Origin of the sequence: Roseobacter sp. (genome assembly GCF_024639605.1) — a bacterium.
Taxonomy (GTDB): domain Bacteria; phylum Pseudomonadota; class Alphaproteobacteria; order Rhodobacterales; family Rhodobacteraceae; genus Roseobacter.
The window spans coordinates 16,088-33,675 of sequence record NZ_JAHEHZ010000020.1; the positions used below are offsets into that span (position 1 = coordinate 16,088).

Below are 17,588 nucleotides of genomic sequence, written 5' to 3' on the forward strand. Positions count from 1 at the left end.
CAGTGCGGATCAAATCGTCAGGCGGGCCGCGTGGCTGCCCCTTTCGCGATAGGGCGTGGTATCATAGTGCGCCCGGTAGCATTTTGAGAAATGGCTGGGCGAGGCAAAGCCACAGGCAAGTGCTACGTTGATCACGCTCATATCCGTCTGCATCAGCAGGTTGCGCGCTTTTTGCAGACGCAGCTCCATATAATAGCGCTTGGGGCTGCGGTTGAGATACCGGCGGAACAGGCGTTCCAGCTGGCGTGTACTCATGCCGACTTCGCGCGCCAGAACCGAGGGGCTGATCGGCTCCTCGATGTTCGCCTCCATCATCTGGATAACCTGGCTGAGTTTGGGATGGCGCACGCCGATGCGGGTGGGCACTGAAAGCCGCTGGGTGTCCTGATCGGTGCGGATGGATGAGTATATCAGCTGATCGGCCACCAGATTGGCCAGATCTTCGCTCTGCTGATCGGCAATCAGCTTGAGCATCAGATCGATGGACGATGTTCCGCCGGCTGTGGTCATCCGGTTACCATCAATCACAAAGACCGATTTTGTGAGCGTCACATCCTCAAAATCCTCGCCGAAACTGTCCTGATTTTCCCAGTGGATCGTCGCTTTTTTTCCGTCAAGCAACCCGGCACGGGCCAGTGTGTATGCCGCCGTACAGAGCCCGCCCACCGTGACACCTTTGCGCGCCTCGCGGCGCAGCCAGCCAAGGATGCGCTTGTTGGTTGCAGCCTGCACGTCAATACCGCCGCAGACCATCACGACGTCGTCGCGCTGCAAATCGCCCAGATCACCGTCGAGGGTGAAACCACTGCCGGCCGAGCAGCTGATCACGCCGCCGCCTTCACCGATGATCTGCCAGGAATAAAGCTCTTTCTCCGCCATTCGGTTTGCAATGCGCAGACTCTCAACCGCTGCAGCAAAAGACAGCAGCGTGAAATTTTCCAGCAGCACAAAAACGAACCGTCGCGGTTTATCTGCGGCGGGCTCTGTGCGGGCGGCAGGCCGGGCTGTGGACATTGCTGCCTCTTGATTTCGTGTCCCCTGCGCAGTGCGGCCCGTGCCGCGGTGCGCTCAGGTCACTTGGACATGGGTAGAAAGCGACGTCAAGGGGACGAATTTGTGATATGGTCATGTCGCCTGGCCTTTTGTATAGAGAGCGCTGACATGTGAGCGCTCGCATACGTGCGGGCCCCGGACCGGAGTAGTGAAAATGACAGAATGGACAAAATCAAGCTGGCGCGCGAAACCGCGGATCCAGATGCCGGACTATCCGGATCAGGATGCCCTGCAGGCGGTCGAGGCTGAACTGTCACGCTTTCCCCTGCTCGTTTTTGCAGGCGAGGCCCGGCGTCTGAAGTCACATCTGGCGGCCGCGTCGCGCGGCGAGGCTTTCCTGCTTCAGGGCGGCGACTGTGCGGAAAGCTTTGATCAGTTCAGCTCGGATGCCATCCGCGACACCTTTAAGGTCATGCTGCAGATGGCCATCGTGCTGACCCACGGCGCCAAAGTGCCGGTGATCAAGGTCGGACGGATGGCCGGCCAGTTTGCCAAACCCCGGTCGGCACCGACCGAGACTGTGGGCGGTGTGGAACTGCCCAGCTACCGCGGTGACATCATCAATGAACTGGATTTCAGCGAGGGCGCCCGCATTCCCGATCCCGCGAGGATGATGCGCGCCTACACCCAGGCCGCCGCCACGCTGAACCTGCTGCGTGCCTTTTCAACGGGCGGCTATGCGGATGTGCATCAGGTGCACGCCTGGACGCTGGGCTTTACCGAAAGCGAGAAGGCAGAAGCCTACCGCGAGATTGCCAACCGGATTTCCGACACGCTGGATTTCATGTCGGCGGCCGGCGTCAATCCGGACACCGCACATACGCTGCAAACGGTCGAATTCTACACCAGCCACGAATCGCTGCTGCTGGAGTACGAAGAGGCACTGACCCGCGTCGACAGCACCACCGGTAAATGGCTCGCAGGTTCCGGTCATATGATCTGGATCGGAGACCGCACGCGTCAGCCTGACGGCGCGCATGTGGAGTTTGCCTCCGGTGTGCAGAACCCGATCGGTCTCAAGTGCGGCCCCACAATGACCACCGATGACCTCAAAGCGTTGATGGCGAAACTGAACCCGTCCAATGAGGCGGGCCGTCTGACGCTGATCGCGCGCTTTGGCGCAGGTTCGGTGGGCGAGCATCTGCCGCGCCTGATCCGCTGTGTCGAAGAAGAGGGTGCAAAAGTGACATGGGTCTGTGATCCGATGCACGGCAACACAATCAAATCGTCCTCCGGATACAAAACACGGCCCTTTGATTCAGTGCTGCGTGAAGTGCGCGAATTCTTCAGCGTACATGCGGCCGAAGGCTCTGTGCCGGGCGGTGTGCATTTTGAGATGACAGGGCAGGACGTGACCGAGTGCACCGGGGGTGTACGGGCCGTCAGCGATGAAGACCTGTCAGATCGCTACCATACCGCCTGCGACCCGCGTCTTAACGCGAGCCAGTCGCTGGAGCTTGCGTTTCTCGTTGCCGAAGAGCTGTCGAACCGGCGCGAAATGCATCGCGACCAGGCGGCGGGCTGACTTTCAGCCTCTGAAAGATAAGGCCCGCAACATCTGTTGCGGGCTTTTTGTTGTGCGCTAAGAGCGCCAGGCGCATGCACTGTCTCAGGCCGGCGGTTTCAGCTTTTCCCAGAAATCCGCTTCCAGATTCTCATGCGGGAAAGGCGTGTCCGGCACATCTACCTCGAGAAAAGCACAGAGCGGCGCCCAGCCTTCCGCCACATCGAATATCAGCAGGCGCTCTGGCGGTATGGCCGCGACCACATCATCGGTACGTTTTCGGTAGGCTGCGATCTGCACATCGTGGTCCATGTGATCGCCGTCAAAGGTCTCGCCAATGATCTTGTCGCGCGCCATAGTCATCATATCCAGGATATGCGGTGGCAGGGGCATCTGCTCAAATTCATTCATCAGCGTGCCGATTGTTTTGCTGAAGCTGCGCGCCCAGCTTTCTTCGGGCCGGCGCGTGTGCACAACCTTTGCCTCCGGGTAAAGCTCGCTGAGCTCGCGCCAGATATGGGCACCAGGCCAGTCCACCTGAGATGAAAATCCGTCAAAAACCGCACCCCAGTCGACCGGCCTGCCTGCGGCATACTCCGTCCAGGGGGTCACCCGATCAGGGTCATCGACAACTTCGAACATGTGATGGCAGGGCCCGAAGCCCAGCTTTTCCAGCGCGTCTTTCACAGACTTGGTACCGGTTCGGCCAAATCCCGACCCGATTACTTTCAGACCCATAGTAGAATCCCTTGACTGAATGCGTGAAAAATCCTGCGCCGGCAGCGTGTCACAAAAACGGTCTGGTGCAAAACAAAACCGCCCGGACATTCTGTCCGGGCGGCGATCCTGATCAAAGGAAGGTCGTCTCAGTCGTCAGATTTCACCAGCCGCAGATACGGCGCCTCTTTGCGCGGTATCTTACTGCGAAAGCCCGGGCGTTCTTCGGCAAATCCGGGCGGTGCGGCAACTGTCGCGGGGCGCGGCTCGGGCTTGCGCGGGCGCACCGGCGGTTCGACAGGCATGTCTTCCGGGACCGCGCCTGCACCGGCCACAACCGGTCGCAGACTGGATCCTGTCACATCAAACCGGCGCGGGCTGCGTCCGATCTCGCCGACAGCGATCATCACGCCCAGCAGTCGGCTCACATCGCCCAGATCGCTTTTCAGCGGCATCAGCAACATGCGGGCCTCAAGAGGCGGCATGCCCGCACTTTCGTCAGAGTGCAGTTGCAGCGTACAGGTGGCCGGTGTCTCGAAGACCTCTTCCAGCGTGTCACTGACCTGGCGGCGCGATCCCGGCGTGATGAACGACGTCAGCGGCATACCGCGCACTTCCATGCCCATCAGGTCGCTCAGATGGCTGCCGGCAATGCGCAGGCGGGCAATGCCCGGCGCGATCCGTTCCACGATGAACGAATACTCCAGCGCTTGCTCGATCCCGCGCGGATCAATCTCGGCCCGCGTCGGCATCAGACGGGACCCCCGCAGGGCTTCCCAGTAGGCCTCGACCTGCGCCAGCGGCGAATATCCGGAATGTGTTACATGCTGCGTCATACTCACCACATTGTGCGCGTTTTGCTCTGGTTTGTCCATCACCTGCACCCTCATTACCGCGCCCGCCAAAGCATGCGCATCAACTTCACTTTCATCCCGGTGGCACGCAGACAAAGCGTCCACAGCCAGCCGGTACTGGTTACCAGATTATTAATACCAACAATTTTCACAAAATGGCGGATTGTCTTGCGAATTGGTTAACCGCGCGCCAGACAGGCCCCCGGAGGCGGGCGGGGGTTGCGTGCGGGTCGTGTTTCACCCTAAGCCTCTGTCATCACGTTTCAGACAAAGGACTGCTGAATGATCCGCTCGATGACAGGCTATGCCTCCGCCACCGGCAGCCTGCCACCCCATACCTGGACCTGGGAGCTGCGTTCGGTGAACGGCAAGGGGCAGGATCTGCGTCTGCGGGTGCCTGACTGGATCGACGGTCTTGAAACGGCTCTGCGCAAAGAGCTTACCGCCGCAACCGCGCGCGGCAATATCACATTGTCGCTGCGGATGGCGCGGGATGAGCAGGCCGGCAGTCTGCAGGTGAGCGACACACAGCTGACTGCTGTCCTGGCTGCGATGGCCGAGATAGAAGCACGCGCCATGGACGCAGGTCTCTCTCTGGCACCCTCAAAGGCATCGGATATCGCAGCCCTGCGCGGCGTTCTGGAACAGACCAGCAGCGATGATGACGTGGTACCGCTGATGAAAGCACTGACACAGGAGGCCACGGTGCTGATCGCAGCTTTCAACGCCATGCGCGAGAGCGAAGGGGCCGCGCTGGAAAACGTTCTGACCGACCAGCTGTCACAGGTGCGCAGGCTGACCGTTCAGGCCGCAGAGCTGGCACAGGCCCGTTCGGGTGCCATGGCCGACACGCTCAGACGGAACCTCGCGCGGGTTCTTGAAAACAGCGACGGTGCGGATTCGGATCGCGTTGCACAGGAACTTGCCCTGATCGCCGTGAAGGCGGACATCACCGAAGAAATCGACCGGCTCGCCGCCCATGTGGATGCCGCGCGTGATCTGATCGCCGAAGGCGGCCCCGTGGGGCGAAAGCTCGATTTTCTGATGCAGGAGTTCAACCGTGAGGCAAATACCCTGTGCTCGAAAGCGCAGAGCACAGATCTCACACGCTGCGGGCTCGCGCTCAAAGCGGTCATCGATCAGATGCGCGAACAGGTGCAGAATGTGGAGTAAGCGATGAGTGCGACACGGCGCGGCCTTCTTATTATTCTCAGCTCGCCCTCGGGGGCGGGTAAATCGACGCTGGCACGCAGGCTGCGGGACTGGGATCCGGAGATTGCCTTTTCCGTCTCCGCCACCACCCGCGCGCCGCGCCCTGGCGAAGAGGATGGTCGCGAATACCATTTCGTGAATGACAGCGCCTTCAAAGCCCAGGTCGCCGCAGAAGAGATGCTGGAACACGCCCACGTCTTCGGTAATTTCTACGGCTCGCCGCGCGCGCCCGTGCAAGAGGCCATCGACAACGGCCGCGACGTGCTCTTTGATATCGACTGGCAGGGTGCCCAGCAGATCACCAACAGCGCGCTCAGTGCCCATACCCTGTCGATCTTTCTGCTGCCACCCTCCATCACGGAACTGCGCAGCCGGCTGGAGAAACGCGGCCAGGACGACGCAGCGACAATCGCGCGGCGCATGGACAAAAGCTGGGACGAGATCAGCCACTGGGGCAGCTATGACTATGTGCTGATCAACGACGATCTCGACGCCACCGAAGCTCAGCTCAAAACCATCATCTCGGCCACGCGACTGCGCCGCAGCCAGCAACCCGGGCTCACCGATCACGTCCGGCACCTGCAATCCGAATTTGAGGATCTGACATGACACTTTTTGCACTGGGCGATAACGCACCCGAGATACACCCCGACACCTGGGTTGCCCATGACGCCAATCTGATCGGAAAGGTCGTGCTGGAGGAGGGCGCATCGGTCTGGTTTGGTGTGACCATCCGTGCTGATCACGAAGAAATCCGCGTCGGACGCGGCTCGAATGTGCAGGAGAACTGCGTCTTTCATGTCGATGCCGGCTATCCGCTGAACATCGGCGAGAACTGCACAATCGGGCACAAGGTCATGCTGCACGGCTGCACCATCGGTAACAACTCTCTCATCGGTATGGGAGCCACGGTGCTCAACGGGGCAAAGATCGGGGACAACTGCCTGATCGGCGCGGGCGCGCTGATCACGGAGAACAAAGTGATCCCGGACGGCAGCCTCGTGATGGGCGCCCCGGGCAAGGTGGTGCGCGAACTGGACGCAGCCGCCATCGCCGGGCTCACGGCCTCGGCAGAGCACTATCAGGACAATATGCGCCTTTTTCGTGATAATCTGCGTCCGGTCAGTGACTGAGATGAAGAACGAAAAAGGCTCCATTGTCCGCCCCGACGCGCTGCCGGCCTCTGCATCGCGGCCCGTGGTTACCCCGCTCAGCCCATCTGTGGTCTATGCCTCCGAGACGCCAGATATGCTGGACCAGCAGTATGAGGGAAGGCTGCAGGGCTACACATATTCGCGCGAAGGCCACCCCAACGCGGATGTCGCAGGCCGCCGGATCGACCGGATGGAAAATGCGCCGCACCCCGGGGTGATGACCAGCTCAGGTATGGCCGCTGTTTCCGCCGTGTTGCTTGGCCTGACAAAAGCCGGCGATCACGTCATAGGCGGGAACCAGCTTTACGGACGCTCATTGCGCATGATGGCCGAAGATCTGCCACGGTTGGGGGTTGCGACCTCGATGGCCGACCCCGGTGACATCGACGCCATGCGGGCAGCTTTGCGGCCCGAGACCCGGATCATCCTTGTTGAGGTCGTCTCCAACCCGACCCTGCGCGTCGCCGATATCCGCGCGCTGGCAAGGCTCGCGCAGGAAAAGGGCGTCCTGCTGGTGGTGGATAATACCTTTACCACCCCGCGCGCCTTCAAGCCTTTTGAGTTCGGCGCGGACATTGTGCTGCATTCCGTGACCAAGCTGCTGGCGGGGCATTCAGATGTGATGCTGGGCTGGGTTGCGGCCCGCGATGCGGCGCTCAACGACCGGCTGCGCGTCTTTACAGTCACGACCGGCATGACCGCGAGCCCCTTCGATTGCTGGCTCGCCGAACGGGGCATGCTGTCCTTTGATCTGAGGTTTGACCGCGCGCAGGCGACGGCGGCCACGCTGGCAGACCATCTGACAACGCTGAAGGGCGTGAAACGCGTGCTCTATCCCGGTCGCGCCGATCATCCTGACCGGGCCCTGCTCGACGATCTGCTGGGTGGGCGCTTCTGCAATATGGTCAGCTTCGAGCTTGACGGGGGCAGGGCAGAGGCCAATGCCTTTACCCGCGCCGCCGAAGGGCTGTCATTCGCACCCACACTTGGCGATGTGGGGACCACGATCTCGCATCCTGCCTCCTCTTCGCACCGCGCGCTCACGGCGGAAAAACGCGCCGCTCTGGGCATGTCCGAGGGCTTCTTCCGGATCTCCGTGGGTCTTGAGGACCCCGATACCCTGTGCCGGGTCTTCACTGACGCCGTCGCGGCCGCACGGGCGATCTGATCCGCGGGAGGCGGCGATGGACCAGACACTGAATGATGTTCTGAACGCCCTGCCCATGCCCGCGCTTGCCATCGACGGCGCAGAGCGGATCAAGGCCGCAAATGCCGCAGCACGCACGCTGATCGGTCAGGGGATCGAGGGGCGGAATTTCGTCACCATGCTGCGCCAGCCGCAGCTCATTCAGAGCATCGAGGCTGTACTGCGCGACAGCACACCGCGCATGTCGGAATACCTCTCGAACGACGGGGTGCAGGACACCACCTTTCAGGTCTCTGTCCGCGTCGTGCCTGACCTCAATGTGGTGCTGCTCTGCTTTCTCGATATCACTCAGGTGCAGCAGGCCGGGCAGATGCGCCGGGATTTCGTCGCAAATGTCAGCCATGAGCTGCGCACGCCGCTTACCGCCCTGATGGGCTTTATCGAAACGCTGCGCGGCGCGGCCCGCGATGATGCCGCCGCCCGCGACAGATTTCTCGATATCATGGAGGGCGAGGCGGGGCGCATGAACCGGCTGGTGGGCGATCTGCTGTCGCTGAGCCGCGTAGAGGATGAAGAACGCGTCCGGCCCCGCGAAAAGGTGCTTATAGATGACATCCTGCTGTCGGTGATACGCACGCTGACGCCACTGGCAAAAGAGATGGAAATTACGCTCAAAGAAGACTTCGGTGACGCCCCGGCAGAGCTTGTGGGCGACGGCGATCAGCTGATGCAGGTCTTTACCAATCTAATCGAGAACGCCATCAAATACGGCCGAAAGGGCGGTACCGTCGAAATCCGCATCGGCAAGCCGGAACGGGATCCTGCGCTGCGCGCCATGGGCGTTCGGATCCACGTGGCCGACGACGGACCGGGCATCGGCGAAAAACACCTGCCGCGTCTTACCGAACGGTTTTACCGCGCCGATAATCATCGCAGCCGCGCGCTCGGTGGCACCGGTCTGGGCCTTGCGATCGTCAAACACATCATCAACCGCCACCGCGGCCGGCTGCGTGTGGAAAGTGAGCTGGGCAAAGGATCGGTCTTTACAGTTGTGTTGCCGACCGGTGCGGGCTGAAAAACATCAGGCCATGATCCGGCCAGGATAAAGAATCGCTTACAGCCCGAGATAACGCCTTTGGCACGTTCTGCGGACAGAGTTCACGAGGCGTTCGCCCGTGCGTTGCAAAGCGCCCTCCCTGATCGCGGCCCCACCCGCAAAACTGCCCGACCAGGCCAGTTCACAGAGCGTAGTTATCGTGGCGTCAGAGCGCTGAAAGCCGGAGCGGACCTTACTGGATAAGTCATCTAAAACACTGAATTTACATAATTTATATGTAAATCAACCAGGGTGAGAGATGCCTTCACAAAGCCTTCGTTAAAAAATCTTCTGTGAATTCAGCGCTGTCATAAAACTGTTACGCAACTGTCACAAAAGCATTGTTGAGCACGCGTAGTCAGGCGGCAGGATTGCCCCCGGGTGATCGGAACCGAACTTAAAATGACAGGAGACACCATGTCGTTCACCAAACTCACCACCTCCGCGCTGGCCATTGCCGCGGTCTCCGCGACGGCTGCCACCGCGCGCGATCAGGTACAGGTTGCCGGTTCTTCGACCGTGCTGCCCTATGCGTCCATCGTCGCCGAGGCTTTCGGCGAGAACTTTGAATTTCCGACACCGGTCGTGGAATCAGGCGGCTCCTCCGCCGGCCTCAAGCGCTTCTGCCAGGGCGTCGGCACCGAGCACACGGATATCGCAAACGCCTCACGTGCGATCCGCGAAAAAGAGATCGCAGCCTGCGCCGAAAATGGTGTGACCGACATCATCGAAGTCCGCATCGGATATGACGGTATCGTCTTTGCCAGCCAGTTTGATGGCCCTGAGTACACCGCCTTCACCCCCTCCGACATCTTCAACGCCCTGGCCCCCAGGGTTATGGTCGATGGCGAACTGAAAGATAACCCCTACACAATGTGGTCGGACTTCAACGCCGACCTGCCGTCTGAGGAAATTCTCGCGTTCATTCCCGGCACCAAGCACGGTACGCGCGAAGTTTTTGAAGAGAAAGTTGTCGCCGCGGGCTGTGAAGCTACCGGTGCGATGGAAGCCATGATTGCCGGCGGTATGAGCGAAGACGATGCTGAAGACGCCTGTCTTGCCGTGCGCGTTGACGGCCGCTCGGTGGACATCGACGGTGACTATACCGAGACACTGGCCTCCATCGACGCCAACGCCAACGCCATTGGTGTTTTTGGTCTGGCATTCTACGAGAACAACACCGACAGCCTGAAAGTGGCGACCATGTCGGGCGTAGAGCCCACAACCGAGACCATCTCGTCAGGTGAGTACCCGGTATCGCGCCCGCTGTTCTTTTACATCAAGAAAGCGCACATCGGCGTCATTCCCGGGCTGAAAGAATTCGCTGAGTTCTTTATTTCCGACGAGATCGCAGGCCCCGACGGCCCGCTGGCCAACTATGGCCTCGTGTCCGACCCCGAGCTTGCGGAGACCCAGGCTGCGGTGTCCGGCGAGCAGGTCATGGGCGGCGGCAGCTGATCGCTGACGCAGCAGGACAGAAACATCATTCATCGGGCGGCGCACAACGTCGCCCGATCGCGCATTTCTGAGAACAGAAGCCTGCGCAGAGAAATACCGGGGGGCTTATGTCTGTAATCTGGCTTTCAGCGATCATTCTGAGCATATCACTGGGCGGTTTTGTGCTTGGCCGCCGCCGCGCTCTGGCCAGCACGGGCGGCAGCAGCAAAAAGCTGCATTCACTGCCGGTATATTACGGCTCAAATGCCTTTATGAAATCGGTGGTGCCTGCATTTGGCATTCTGATCATCTGGATGCTGATCCAGCCCTTTTACATAAACAGCCAGGTGGCACCGATGATCCCTGCGGACGCGGTTGAAACCGACGTGAATACCGGTCTTCTGATGTCTGAAGTGCGCCGCTCGGCAGAGGGTATCGACGAAGCGGTCCGCTCCGGCATGCTTGATGAGGATTTCGCCGGCGATACCAGCGCAGATTTCACCGTTATGACCGAACGTCTGAAAGACGCAGGGCAGATCGTGACGACGCAGTTCTCCGCCCCTGTACTGCGGGCAGCCCAGGCCTACCGTAAGATGAGCGGTATCTCTCAGACGATGATGACGATCGTGGTCATCGCGGTTGCGATTGCAGGCGCTGCCTGGGGCGTGATGCAGAGCGATCGCGACTTCCGCGCCCGCAACGTGGTCGAGCAGGGGATCCTTGCCATCCTGATCGCCGCAGCTTCGGTCGCGATCCTGACCACCATCGGCATTATCCTGTCGCTGATATTCAACACGATTGAATTCTTCAGGCTCTACCCGGCGGCGGATTTCTTTACCCTTCTTGAGTGGGCGCCCAGTTTTTCGGGCCGCGGCGGGTCATCCAGCCTCGGCATTCTGCCGCTGCTCTGGGGTACAATTTATATTTCGATCATTGCACTTCTTGTGGCTGTTCCCATCGGTCTTTATTCGGCGGTGTATCTGTCTGAGTACGCGTCCGCCCGGGTGCGCGGCATTGCCAAGCCACTGCTGGAAATCCTCGCCGGTATCCCGACAATCGTCTACGGTCTATTTGCACTTCTGACCATCGGCCCGCTCCTGATGAGCGTTTTCGGCGATGACGGTACCGGCTGGATGGGCGGCGGCCGGTCGGTCATGACCGCCGGCATCGCGATGGGCATCATGCTCATCCCTTTTGTGAGCTCGCTCTCTGACGATATCATCAACGCTGTGCCGCAATCCCTGCGGGACGGCTCTTACGGGCTCGGGGCGACGCGCTCGGAAACAATCCGCCAGGTGGTTCTGCCCGCCGCACTGCCGGGCATCGTGGGCGCCATTCTGCTGGCGGCCAGCCGCGCCATTGGTGAGACCATGATCGTGGTGCTTGGGGCAGGGGCGGCCGCCCGATTGTCGCTGAACCCTTTCGAGGCGATGACAACCGTGACGGCCAAGATTGTCTCTCAGCTGACCGGCGACAGCGATTTCGCCTCGCCGGAGGCACTGGTGGCTTTTGCCCTCGGCATCACACTTTTTGTACTCACACTCGGGCTGAATGTCTTCGCCCTTTTCATTGTGCGCAAATACAGGGAGCAATACGAATGACCGACGCGAGCCTGCCGGCCCCCTCAGAGCGGCGCCAGCACACTTCCCTGATTGCCCCCGATGCACGGACCCGAAAACGCAAAGCCGCCGAGGCGCGCTTTCGCATGTACGGCATCGCCGGCATCGCTACGGGCATTTTTTTCCTGATCGTGCTGCTGGTGTCGATCGTATCCAGCGGGGCAGGGGCGTTTCAGCAGACGTTTATCAATGTGCCGGTCTATCTGGATCCTGCAAAGCTGGACAAAAACGGTAACCGCGATCCCGAAGAGATGAGCAAAGTCTCGACCTTTGGCTATTCGCCGCTCATCCAGAATGCGCTGCTGAACATCGTCAACGAACAATCCATCGAAACGCCGCTGGAAAAGGGCGGTGACATGAAAGCGCTCATCTCCGCCTCTGCCGCAGCCCAGGTACGCGATGTGGTCCTGGCCAATCCGGATCTGGTTGGTGAAACCGTTGATTTCCGCATTCTGGCGTCGAGCAGGGTGGACGGCTACCTCAAAGACCGCGTGCAGCGCGAAGACGTGGCGCGTGACAAAAACATCGATGCCGAACACCTCGATCTGGTAGATGCGCTGCTGCCTGTCGGGGTCGTGGAAAAGACCTTTAACATGGCTTTCATCACCGGCGCGGATGCCTCCGAGAGCCGGGCTGAATCTGCAGGCATCGGTGTGGCGATGATCGGGTCGTTCTTTATGATGCTGGTCGTGCTGGTGCTTTCGCTGCCTATAGGGGTGGCAGCCTCGATCTATCTTGAGGAATTTGCACCGAAAAACCGGATTACCGACGTTATCGAGGTAAACATTGCCAATCTGGCGGCGGTGCCTTCAATCGTGTTTGGTATCCTCGGTCTTGCTGTGTTTATTCAGTTCATGCACCTGCCACAGTCTGCTCCGCTGGTGGGGGGGCTGGTGCTGACCCTGATGACCCTGCCCACGATCATCATCTCGACCCGCGCGTCACTGAAAGCGGTCCCGCCCTCGATACGGGATGCAGCCCTGGGCGTCGGAGCCTCAAAGATGCAGGCGGTTTTCCACCACGTCCTGCCGCTTGCGGCACCCGGCATCCTGACCGGCACTATCATCGGTCTGGCGCAGGCACTGGGTGAAACCGCACCTTTGCTTCTTATCGGGATGGTCGGCTTTATCGCCTCCAACGCACCTGACGGGCTGGCCAGCGGCCTGCTGGATCCGAACTCGGCCATGCCTGCACAGATTTACGAATGGGCCAAACGTGCAGACCCGGCCTTTTATGAACGCGCCTGGGGTGGCATCATCATCCTGCTCGTGTTCCTGATCACCATGAACACCATCGCCGTCATCCTGCGGCGCCGGTTTGAGCGCCGCTGGTAGGACAGGAGAGCACGGATATGAACGATATGAGAATACTGGAGAGAGACGTGGACACCAATCAGATCAAAATCGCCGCACGGGGTGTTCAGGTCTGGTACGGTGACAATCACGCGATCAAAGACGTGGATGTCGATATTCAGGACCGTACCGTTACGGCCTTTATCGGTCCGTCGGGCTGTGGAAAGTCCACCTTTCTGCGCTGTCTGAACCGCATGAACGATACGATTGATATTGCCCGCGTCGAGGGTGACATCCGCATCGATGGCGAAGACATCTATGACGCGCGCGTGGACCCGGTGCAGCTGCGCGCCAAGGTGGGCATGGTGTTTCAGAAGCCCAACCCGTTCCCGAAATCGATCTATGATAACGTGGCGTACGGGCCGCGCATTCACGGCATGGCTTCAGGCAAGGCAGAGCTTGACGAAATCGTGGAACAGGCCCTGAAGCGTGCTGCAATCTGGGAAGAGGTGAAAGACCGGCTCACCGCCCCGGGCACCGGCCTCTCCGGCGGACAGCAACAACGCCTTTGTATTGCGCGCGCCGTGGCCACCGAGCCCGAGGTACTGCTGATGGACGAGCCCTGCTCGGCGCTTGATCCGATTGCCACAGCCCAGGTCGAAGAACTGATCGACGAGCTGCGCCGAAACTATTCAGTGGTGATTGTAACACACTCCATGCAGCAGGCCGCGCGTGTAAGCCAGAAAACCGCGTTTTTCCACCTCGGCAACCTCGTCGAATACGGCGAAACGGGTCACATCTTCACCAACCCCGAAGACCCGCGCACGGAAAGCTATATCACCGGACGGATTGGATAAAATGATGCAGGACCAGCATATTGCCTCTGCCTTTGACCGCGATCTCGAAGGGATCCAGGCGCAAATCATGAAAATGGGCGGGCTTGTCGAGGGCGCGATCCGTGAAAGTGCGCTGTCTCTGGACACCCGCGATGAAGAGCTGGCAGAGAAGGTACGCGCCGCCGACAAGGCTATTGACGCGCTTGAAGAGCTGATCAACGAGGAAGCCGCCCGGGTGATAGCCCTGCGTGCGCCCACGGCGCGCGACCTGCGGCTTGTGCTTACCGTGATCAAGATCAGCGCCAATCTTGAGCGCATCGGCGACTATGGGAAAAACATGGCCAAGCGCACCAGCGTTCTGTCACAGATGGCGCCCGTGAGCGACAGCACCGGGGCGCTGCGGCGCATGGCGCGTGAGGTCGAGCTGATGCTCAAAGACGCGCTGGATGCCTATGTGCAGCGCGACGCGGAACTCGCGACCAGCGTGATCATGCGCGATGAAGACGTGGATCAGATGTACAATGCGCTCTTCCGCGAATTCCTGACGTTTATGATGGAAGACCCGCGCAATATTTCGGCCTGTATGCATCTGCATTTCATCGCCAAAAACGTCGAACGTATGGGCGATCACGTCACCTCGATCGCCGAACAGGTGATCTATCTTGTGACCGGGGAACACCCGGAGGAAGCCCGCCCGAAGGCCGACAAAACGTCATTTGCAGCAGAGAGATAAGAACATGTCTGTCGATCAACCAAGGGTACTGGTCGTGGAAGATGAGCCGGCGCAGCGCGAGGTGCTGGCCTATAACCTCGAAGCCGAAGGCTTTGCTGTCAGCCGCGCCGGAGACGGCGAAGAGGCGCTGATGCTGATTGATGAGCAGGCACCCGATGTGATCGTGCTGGACTGGATGATGCCGAACATTTCGGGCATCGAGGTATGCCGGCGGCTCAAGATCAGACCGGAAACTCGCAGTATTCCGGTGATCATGCTCTCCGCGAGGTCCGAAGAAGTCGACCGCGTAAGGGGCCTTGAGACCGGCGCCGACGACTATGTGATCAAACCCTATTCGGTCATCGAACTGATGGCTCGGGTGCGCGGACAGCTGCGCCGCGTGCGCCCTGCGGCCACCGGTGAACGGCTTGAGTTTGAGGATATCGTGCTCGATGCCACCAGCCACAGGGTCAGCCGGGCAGAGACCGAACTGCGCCTCGGCCCGACCGAATTCCGGCTGCTCTCGACCTTTATGGAAAAGCCGGGCCGCGTTTTTTCACGCGAGCAGCTGCTGGACCGGGTCTGGGGCCGCGACATCTATGTCGATACCCGTACCGTCGATGTCCATATTGGCCGGCTTCGTAAAGCATTGACGCAGAACGGAGGCGCTGACCCGCTGCGCACGGTGCGTGGTGCGGGATACGCCCTGGGATAGCTCAGGCCGCGGCGCGCAGGCCCAGGATTTCGCGTGCCTCAACCGGTGTTGCGACGGGCCGCTCGTATTTTTCACACAGCGCTGCTGCGCGGCGGATGAGGGCCGCATTTGACGGTGCCAGCGTGTCGCGGTCCAGCCGCACGTTGTCCTCAAGGCCGGCCCGGGTGTGTCCGCCCGCCGCGATCGCCCATTCATTGACCTCGATCTGCGCAGGTCCGATACCCGCCGCACACCAGGCCGCATCAGGCGCTCTTTTACGCAGCATTGATACATAAAAATCAAAGACCTCACGGTCCGCCGGCATAGCGTTCTTTACCCCCATCACAAACTGTACATACAGCCGGCCATAGAGCGCACCTTCCTTATGCATCCGGATCGCGTGCAGCACATGGCTGAGATCAAAGGCCTCAATCTCGGGCACAACCTCATATGTCCGCATCTCACCCGAAAGCCAGGCCACAAGATCCGGCGGGTTCTCGTAAACCCGCGTCGGAAAGTTGTTTGACCCCACCGAAAGCGACGCCATGTCCGGGCGTAAAGGCAACATGCCACCACGTTCCCTGCCGGCCCCGGAGCGACCACCGGTCGAAAACTGTATGATCATACCGGGACAGTGCTTTTCGACACCTTCCTTCAGGGCCGCGAATTTTTCCGGGTCGGAGGAGGGCGTCTCATCGGCGTTGCGCACATGCGCATGACAGATTGATGCCCCGGCCTCAAAGGCCTCATGGGTGCTTTCCACCTGTTCGGAAATGGTCACCGGAACTGCAGGATTGGCCGCTTTGGTCGGCACACTGCCGGTAATGGCGACGCAGAGAATACAGGGATCGGACATCGGTATCACCTCTTTTTCAGGTTCGTGGCTGAGGCGGTGCCGGGGTCAGCCTGCATCCAGACCAGTTGGTTTTCCGCCCTTGGACCGGGGTTACGGACATGCCAAAAAAGACAGGCGCGGTTCTTTCATTCCGCGTCATCCATCGCAGCATAGGTTTCTTTCGCCAGTTTCAGCGCGTGATTGGCGCGGGGCACGCCGGCATAGATCGCCACATGCTGCAGGGTTTCGACGATATCCTGCTCACTGGCGCCGGTATTCCGGGTGGCCCGTATATGCATGGGTATTTCATCAAAATTGCCCGTCGCCGCCAGCAGCGCCAGTGTCAGCATAGACCGTTCACGCCTCGAGATACCGTCCGATGCCCAGACAGTGCCCCAGGCGGCCTCCGTGATCAGGCTCTGAAAATCCGTGTCGAGCGAAGTCTTTGACGCCTCCGCCCGCTCCACATGAGCATCGCCCAGAACCTCACGCCGCACCTGCATGCCGCGGTCATAGCGGTCTGATCGTGACATCTCGGCCTCCCTTGTTGCCGGCAATCTTAAAGGCAGGCACCCGCCGCGCCAAGTGGCGAATACAACGCGGCTGGCAACGGCTTCCGCCTCGGGCGCTGAGCACTGCGGGCAGGACATCACGGCCCTGTTCCGCGCGGAGGCAGAGAATACTTCAATGTAAGCGCTCAGACGCATTTGATCCAGGCCGGACAAGGTCCCGCCCTCCGGAATGGCAGGAACTGAGTTGATGATGCGCGCATGAAACTTTGCCCACATTCCCAGAGATTTTTGTCTTCCGGGCCTCCGCGCGAAAGCTGAGATCCGATGCTGCAGATCTGGAAATCCTTGACCTCATCCCGCGTCAGCTCTGCGATATGGAACTGCTCGTGGTCTTCGGATTCAATCCGCTCAAAAGCTTCCTGAGGGGAGAGGATCACAATCGCGTTGTCGGGTACATGCGCCTTTCCGCCGGCAGCTTCTGGCCAATACCCCTCACGCTGACCCGGTCAGAAAATTGCTCTGCGCGACCAGCAGGGCGCGATCCTTGCCATCGTGAACGCCTCAGTCCGGCGGACACCCGTCAGGATCCGCGAAGCTTCAAGGTATCTGGCACCGATAACTCTGCCCGGCCGGCGACTTATCCCCGGCACAATCAGGCCGGACGCGTTTATCCGGGCAGCGCTGCCGGGGGCTTTCAGCAACCGGTGCGAAATGTTTTTCGCGTCCGCCGACCTTACTGTTCAAAGCGATGAATGCTTTGCTTCGCGCTATCCGGCGAGCCGCCACGTCATTCATTGTTCAGGCAGCAGAGCAGGGGACAGCCACGACTGGTGCAAAACCTCAACCGGATCGGCTTCGGTAAGACAGATGGTCTCCCGGATGGCCGCGGAACAACAGTGATCGCGCGGCATCTC

General features: G+C 60.2%; 18 protein-coding genes. 13 read left to right on the forward strand and 5 right to left on the reverse strand.

Annotated features, from left to right (window positions below; translation table 11 throughout):
• Positions 1-9: 9 nt before the first annotated feature.
• On the reverse strand, positions 10-1,014 hold the full coding sequence (locus Q0M35_RS04540; protein ID WP_295313032.1) for a GlxA family transcriptional regulator: 1,005 nt from the start codon (positions 1,012-1,014) through the stop codon (positions 10-12).
• 193 nt (positions 1,015-1,207) lie between these two features.
• On the opposite strand from Q0M35_RS04540, the gene Q0M35_RS04545 reads away from it, so the two are divergent.
• Complete coding sequence (locus tag Q0M35_RS04545) at positions 1,208-2,578, forward strand: class II 3-deoxy-7-phosphoheptulonate synthase (RefSeq protein ID WP_295313033.1); 1,371 nt, start codon at positions 1,208-1,210, stop codon at positions 2,576-2,578.
• Between the two features lie 84 nt (positions 2,579-2,662).
• Here Q0M35_RS04545 and Q0M35_RS04550 read toward each other — a convergent pair whose 3' ends face one another.
• Complete coding sequence (locus Q0M35_RS04550) at positions 2,663-3,295, reverse strand: sulfotransferase family protein (RefSeq protein ID WP_295313034.1); 633 nt, start codon at positions 3,293-3,295, stop codon at positions 2,663-2,665.
• Positions 3,296-3,423: 128 nt separating this feature from the next.
• On the reverse strand, positions 3,424-4,149 hold the full coding sequence (locus Q0M35_RS04555) for a PAS domain-containing protein (RefSeq protein WP_295313035.1): 726 nt from the start codon (positions 4,147-4,149) through the stop codon (positions 3,424-3,426).
• Positions 4,150-4,410: 261 nt separating this feature from the next.
• Between Q0M35_RS04555 and Q0M35_RS04560 the strand changes: the two genes are divergently transcribed.
• The 11 genes from Q0M35_RS04560 (at position 4,411) to phoB (ending at position 15,348) form a co-directional block, all read left to right on the forward strand.
• The gene (locus Q0M35_RS04560; protein ID WP_295313036.1) at positions 4,411-5,301 is read left to right on the forward strand and encodes a YicC/YloC family endoribonuclease; all 891 of its coding nucleotides are present in this window, start codon (positions 4,411-4,413) and stop codon (positions 5,299-5,301) included.
• Positions 5,302-5,304: 3 nt separating this feature from the next.
• On the forward strand, positions 5,305-5,949 hold the full coding sequence (gene gmk, locus Q0M35_RS04565; protein ID WP_295313037.1) for a guanylate kinase: 645 nt from the start codon (positions 5,305-5,307) through the stop codon (positions 5,947-5,949).
• A complete protein-coding gene (locus tag Q0M35_RS04570; protein ID WP_295313038.1) occupies positions 5,946-6,473 on the forward strand; it encodes a gamma carbonic anhydrase family protein in 528 nt (175 codons plus the stop codon). Before gmk ends, Q0M35_RS04570 begins: the two co-directional genes overlap by 4 nt.
• Before the next feature lies 1 nt (position 6,474).
• Positions 6,475-7,662 (forward strand): aminotransferase class I/II-fold pyridoxal phosphate-dependent enzyme, encoded by a 1,188-nt coding sequence (locus tag Q0M35_RS04575; RefSeq protein WP_295313039.1) that lies wholly within the window; start codon positions 6,475-6,477, stop codon positions 7,660-7,662.
• A gap of 16 nt (positions 7,663-7,678) precedes the next feature.
• Positions 7,679-8,716 (forward strand): ATP-binding protein, encoded by a 1,038-nt coding sequence (locus tag Q0M35_RS04580; RefSeq protein ID WP_295313040.1) that lies wholly within the window; start codon positions 7,679-7,681, stop codon positions 8,714-8,716.
• 438 nt (positions 8,717-9,154) lie between these two features.
• Entirely contained in the window at positions 9,155-10,195 is a 1,041-nt protein-coding gene (locus tag Q0M35_RS04585; RefSeq protein WP_295313041.1) for a substrate-binding domain-containing protein, read from the forward strand.
• A gap of 107 nt (positions 10,196-10,302) precedes the next feature.
• Complete coding sequence (gene pstC / locus Q0M35_RS04590) at positions 10,303-11,775, forward strand: phosphate ABC transporter permease subunit PstC (RefSeq protein ID WP_295313042.1); 1,473 nt, start codon at positions 10,303-10,305, stop codon at positions 11,773-11,775.
• A complete protein-coding gene (gene pstA, locus Q0M35_RS04595) occupies positions 11,772-13,127 on the forward strand; it encodes a phosphate ABC transporter permease PstA (protein WP_295313043.1) in 1,356 nt (451 codons plus the stop codon). Before pstC ends, pstA begins: the two co-directional genes overlap by 4 nt.
• Positions 13,128-13,144: 17 nt before the next feature.
• Positions 13,145-13,942 carry a phosphate ABC transporter ATP-binding protein PstB gene (pstB, locus tag Q0M35_RS04600; RefSeq protein WP_295313044.1) on the forward strand — a complete coding sequence of 266 codons (798 nt, stop codon included), beginning with the start codon at positions 13,145-13,147 and terminating at the stop codon, positions 13,940-13,942.
• 4 nt (positions 13,943-13,946) lie between these two features.
• On the forward strand, positions 13,947-14,654 hold the full coding sequence (gene phoU, locus Q0M35_RS04605) for a phosphate signaling complex protein PhoU (RefSeq protein WP_295313049.1): 708 nt from the start codon (positions 13,947-13,949) through the stop codon (positions 14,652-14,654).
• A 4-nt stretch (positions 14,655-14,658) separates the two neighbouring features.
• Positions 14,659-15,348: a phosphate regulon transcriptional regulator PhoB gene (phoB, locus tag Q0M35_RS04610; protein ID WP_295313045.1), complete on the forward strand. Its 690-nt coding sequence runs from the start codon at positions 14,659-14,661 to the stop codon at positions 15,346-15,348.
• Position 15,349: 1 nt separating this feature from the next.
• On the opposite strand, the gene Q0M35_RS04615 is transcribed toward phoB, so the two are convergent.
• Both Q0M35_RS04615 and pcaC read right to left on the reverse strand, forming a co-directional pair.
• On the reverse strand, positions 15,350-16,183 hold the full coding sequence (locus tag Q0M35_RS04615) for a 3-keto-5-aminohexanoate cleavage protein (protein WP_295313046.1): 834 nt from the start codon (positions 16,181-16,183) through the stop codon (positions 15,350-15,352).
• Between the two features lie 125 nt (positions 16,184-16,308).
• The gene (gene pcaC, locus Q0M35_RS04620; protein ID WP_295313047.1) at positions 16,309-16,695 is read right to left on the reverse strand and encodes a 4-carboxymuconolactone decarboxylase; all 387 of its coding nucleotides are present in this window, start codon (positions 16,693-16,695) and stop codon (positions 16,309-16,311) included.
• Positions 16,696-16,940: 245 nt separating this feature from the next.
• Between pcaC and Q0M35_RS18540 the strand changes: the two genes are divergently transcribed.
• Positions 16,941-17,426 carry a hypothetical protein gene (locus Q0M35_RS18540; RefSeq protein WP_366519637.1) on the forward strand — a complete coding sequence of 162 codons (486 nt, stop codon included), beginning with the start codon at positions 16,941-16,943 and terminating at the stop codon, positions 17,424-17,426.
• Positions 17,427-17,588 lie beyond the last annotated feature (162 nt).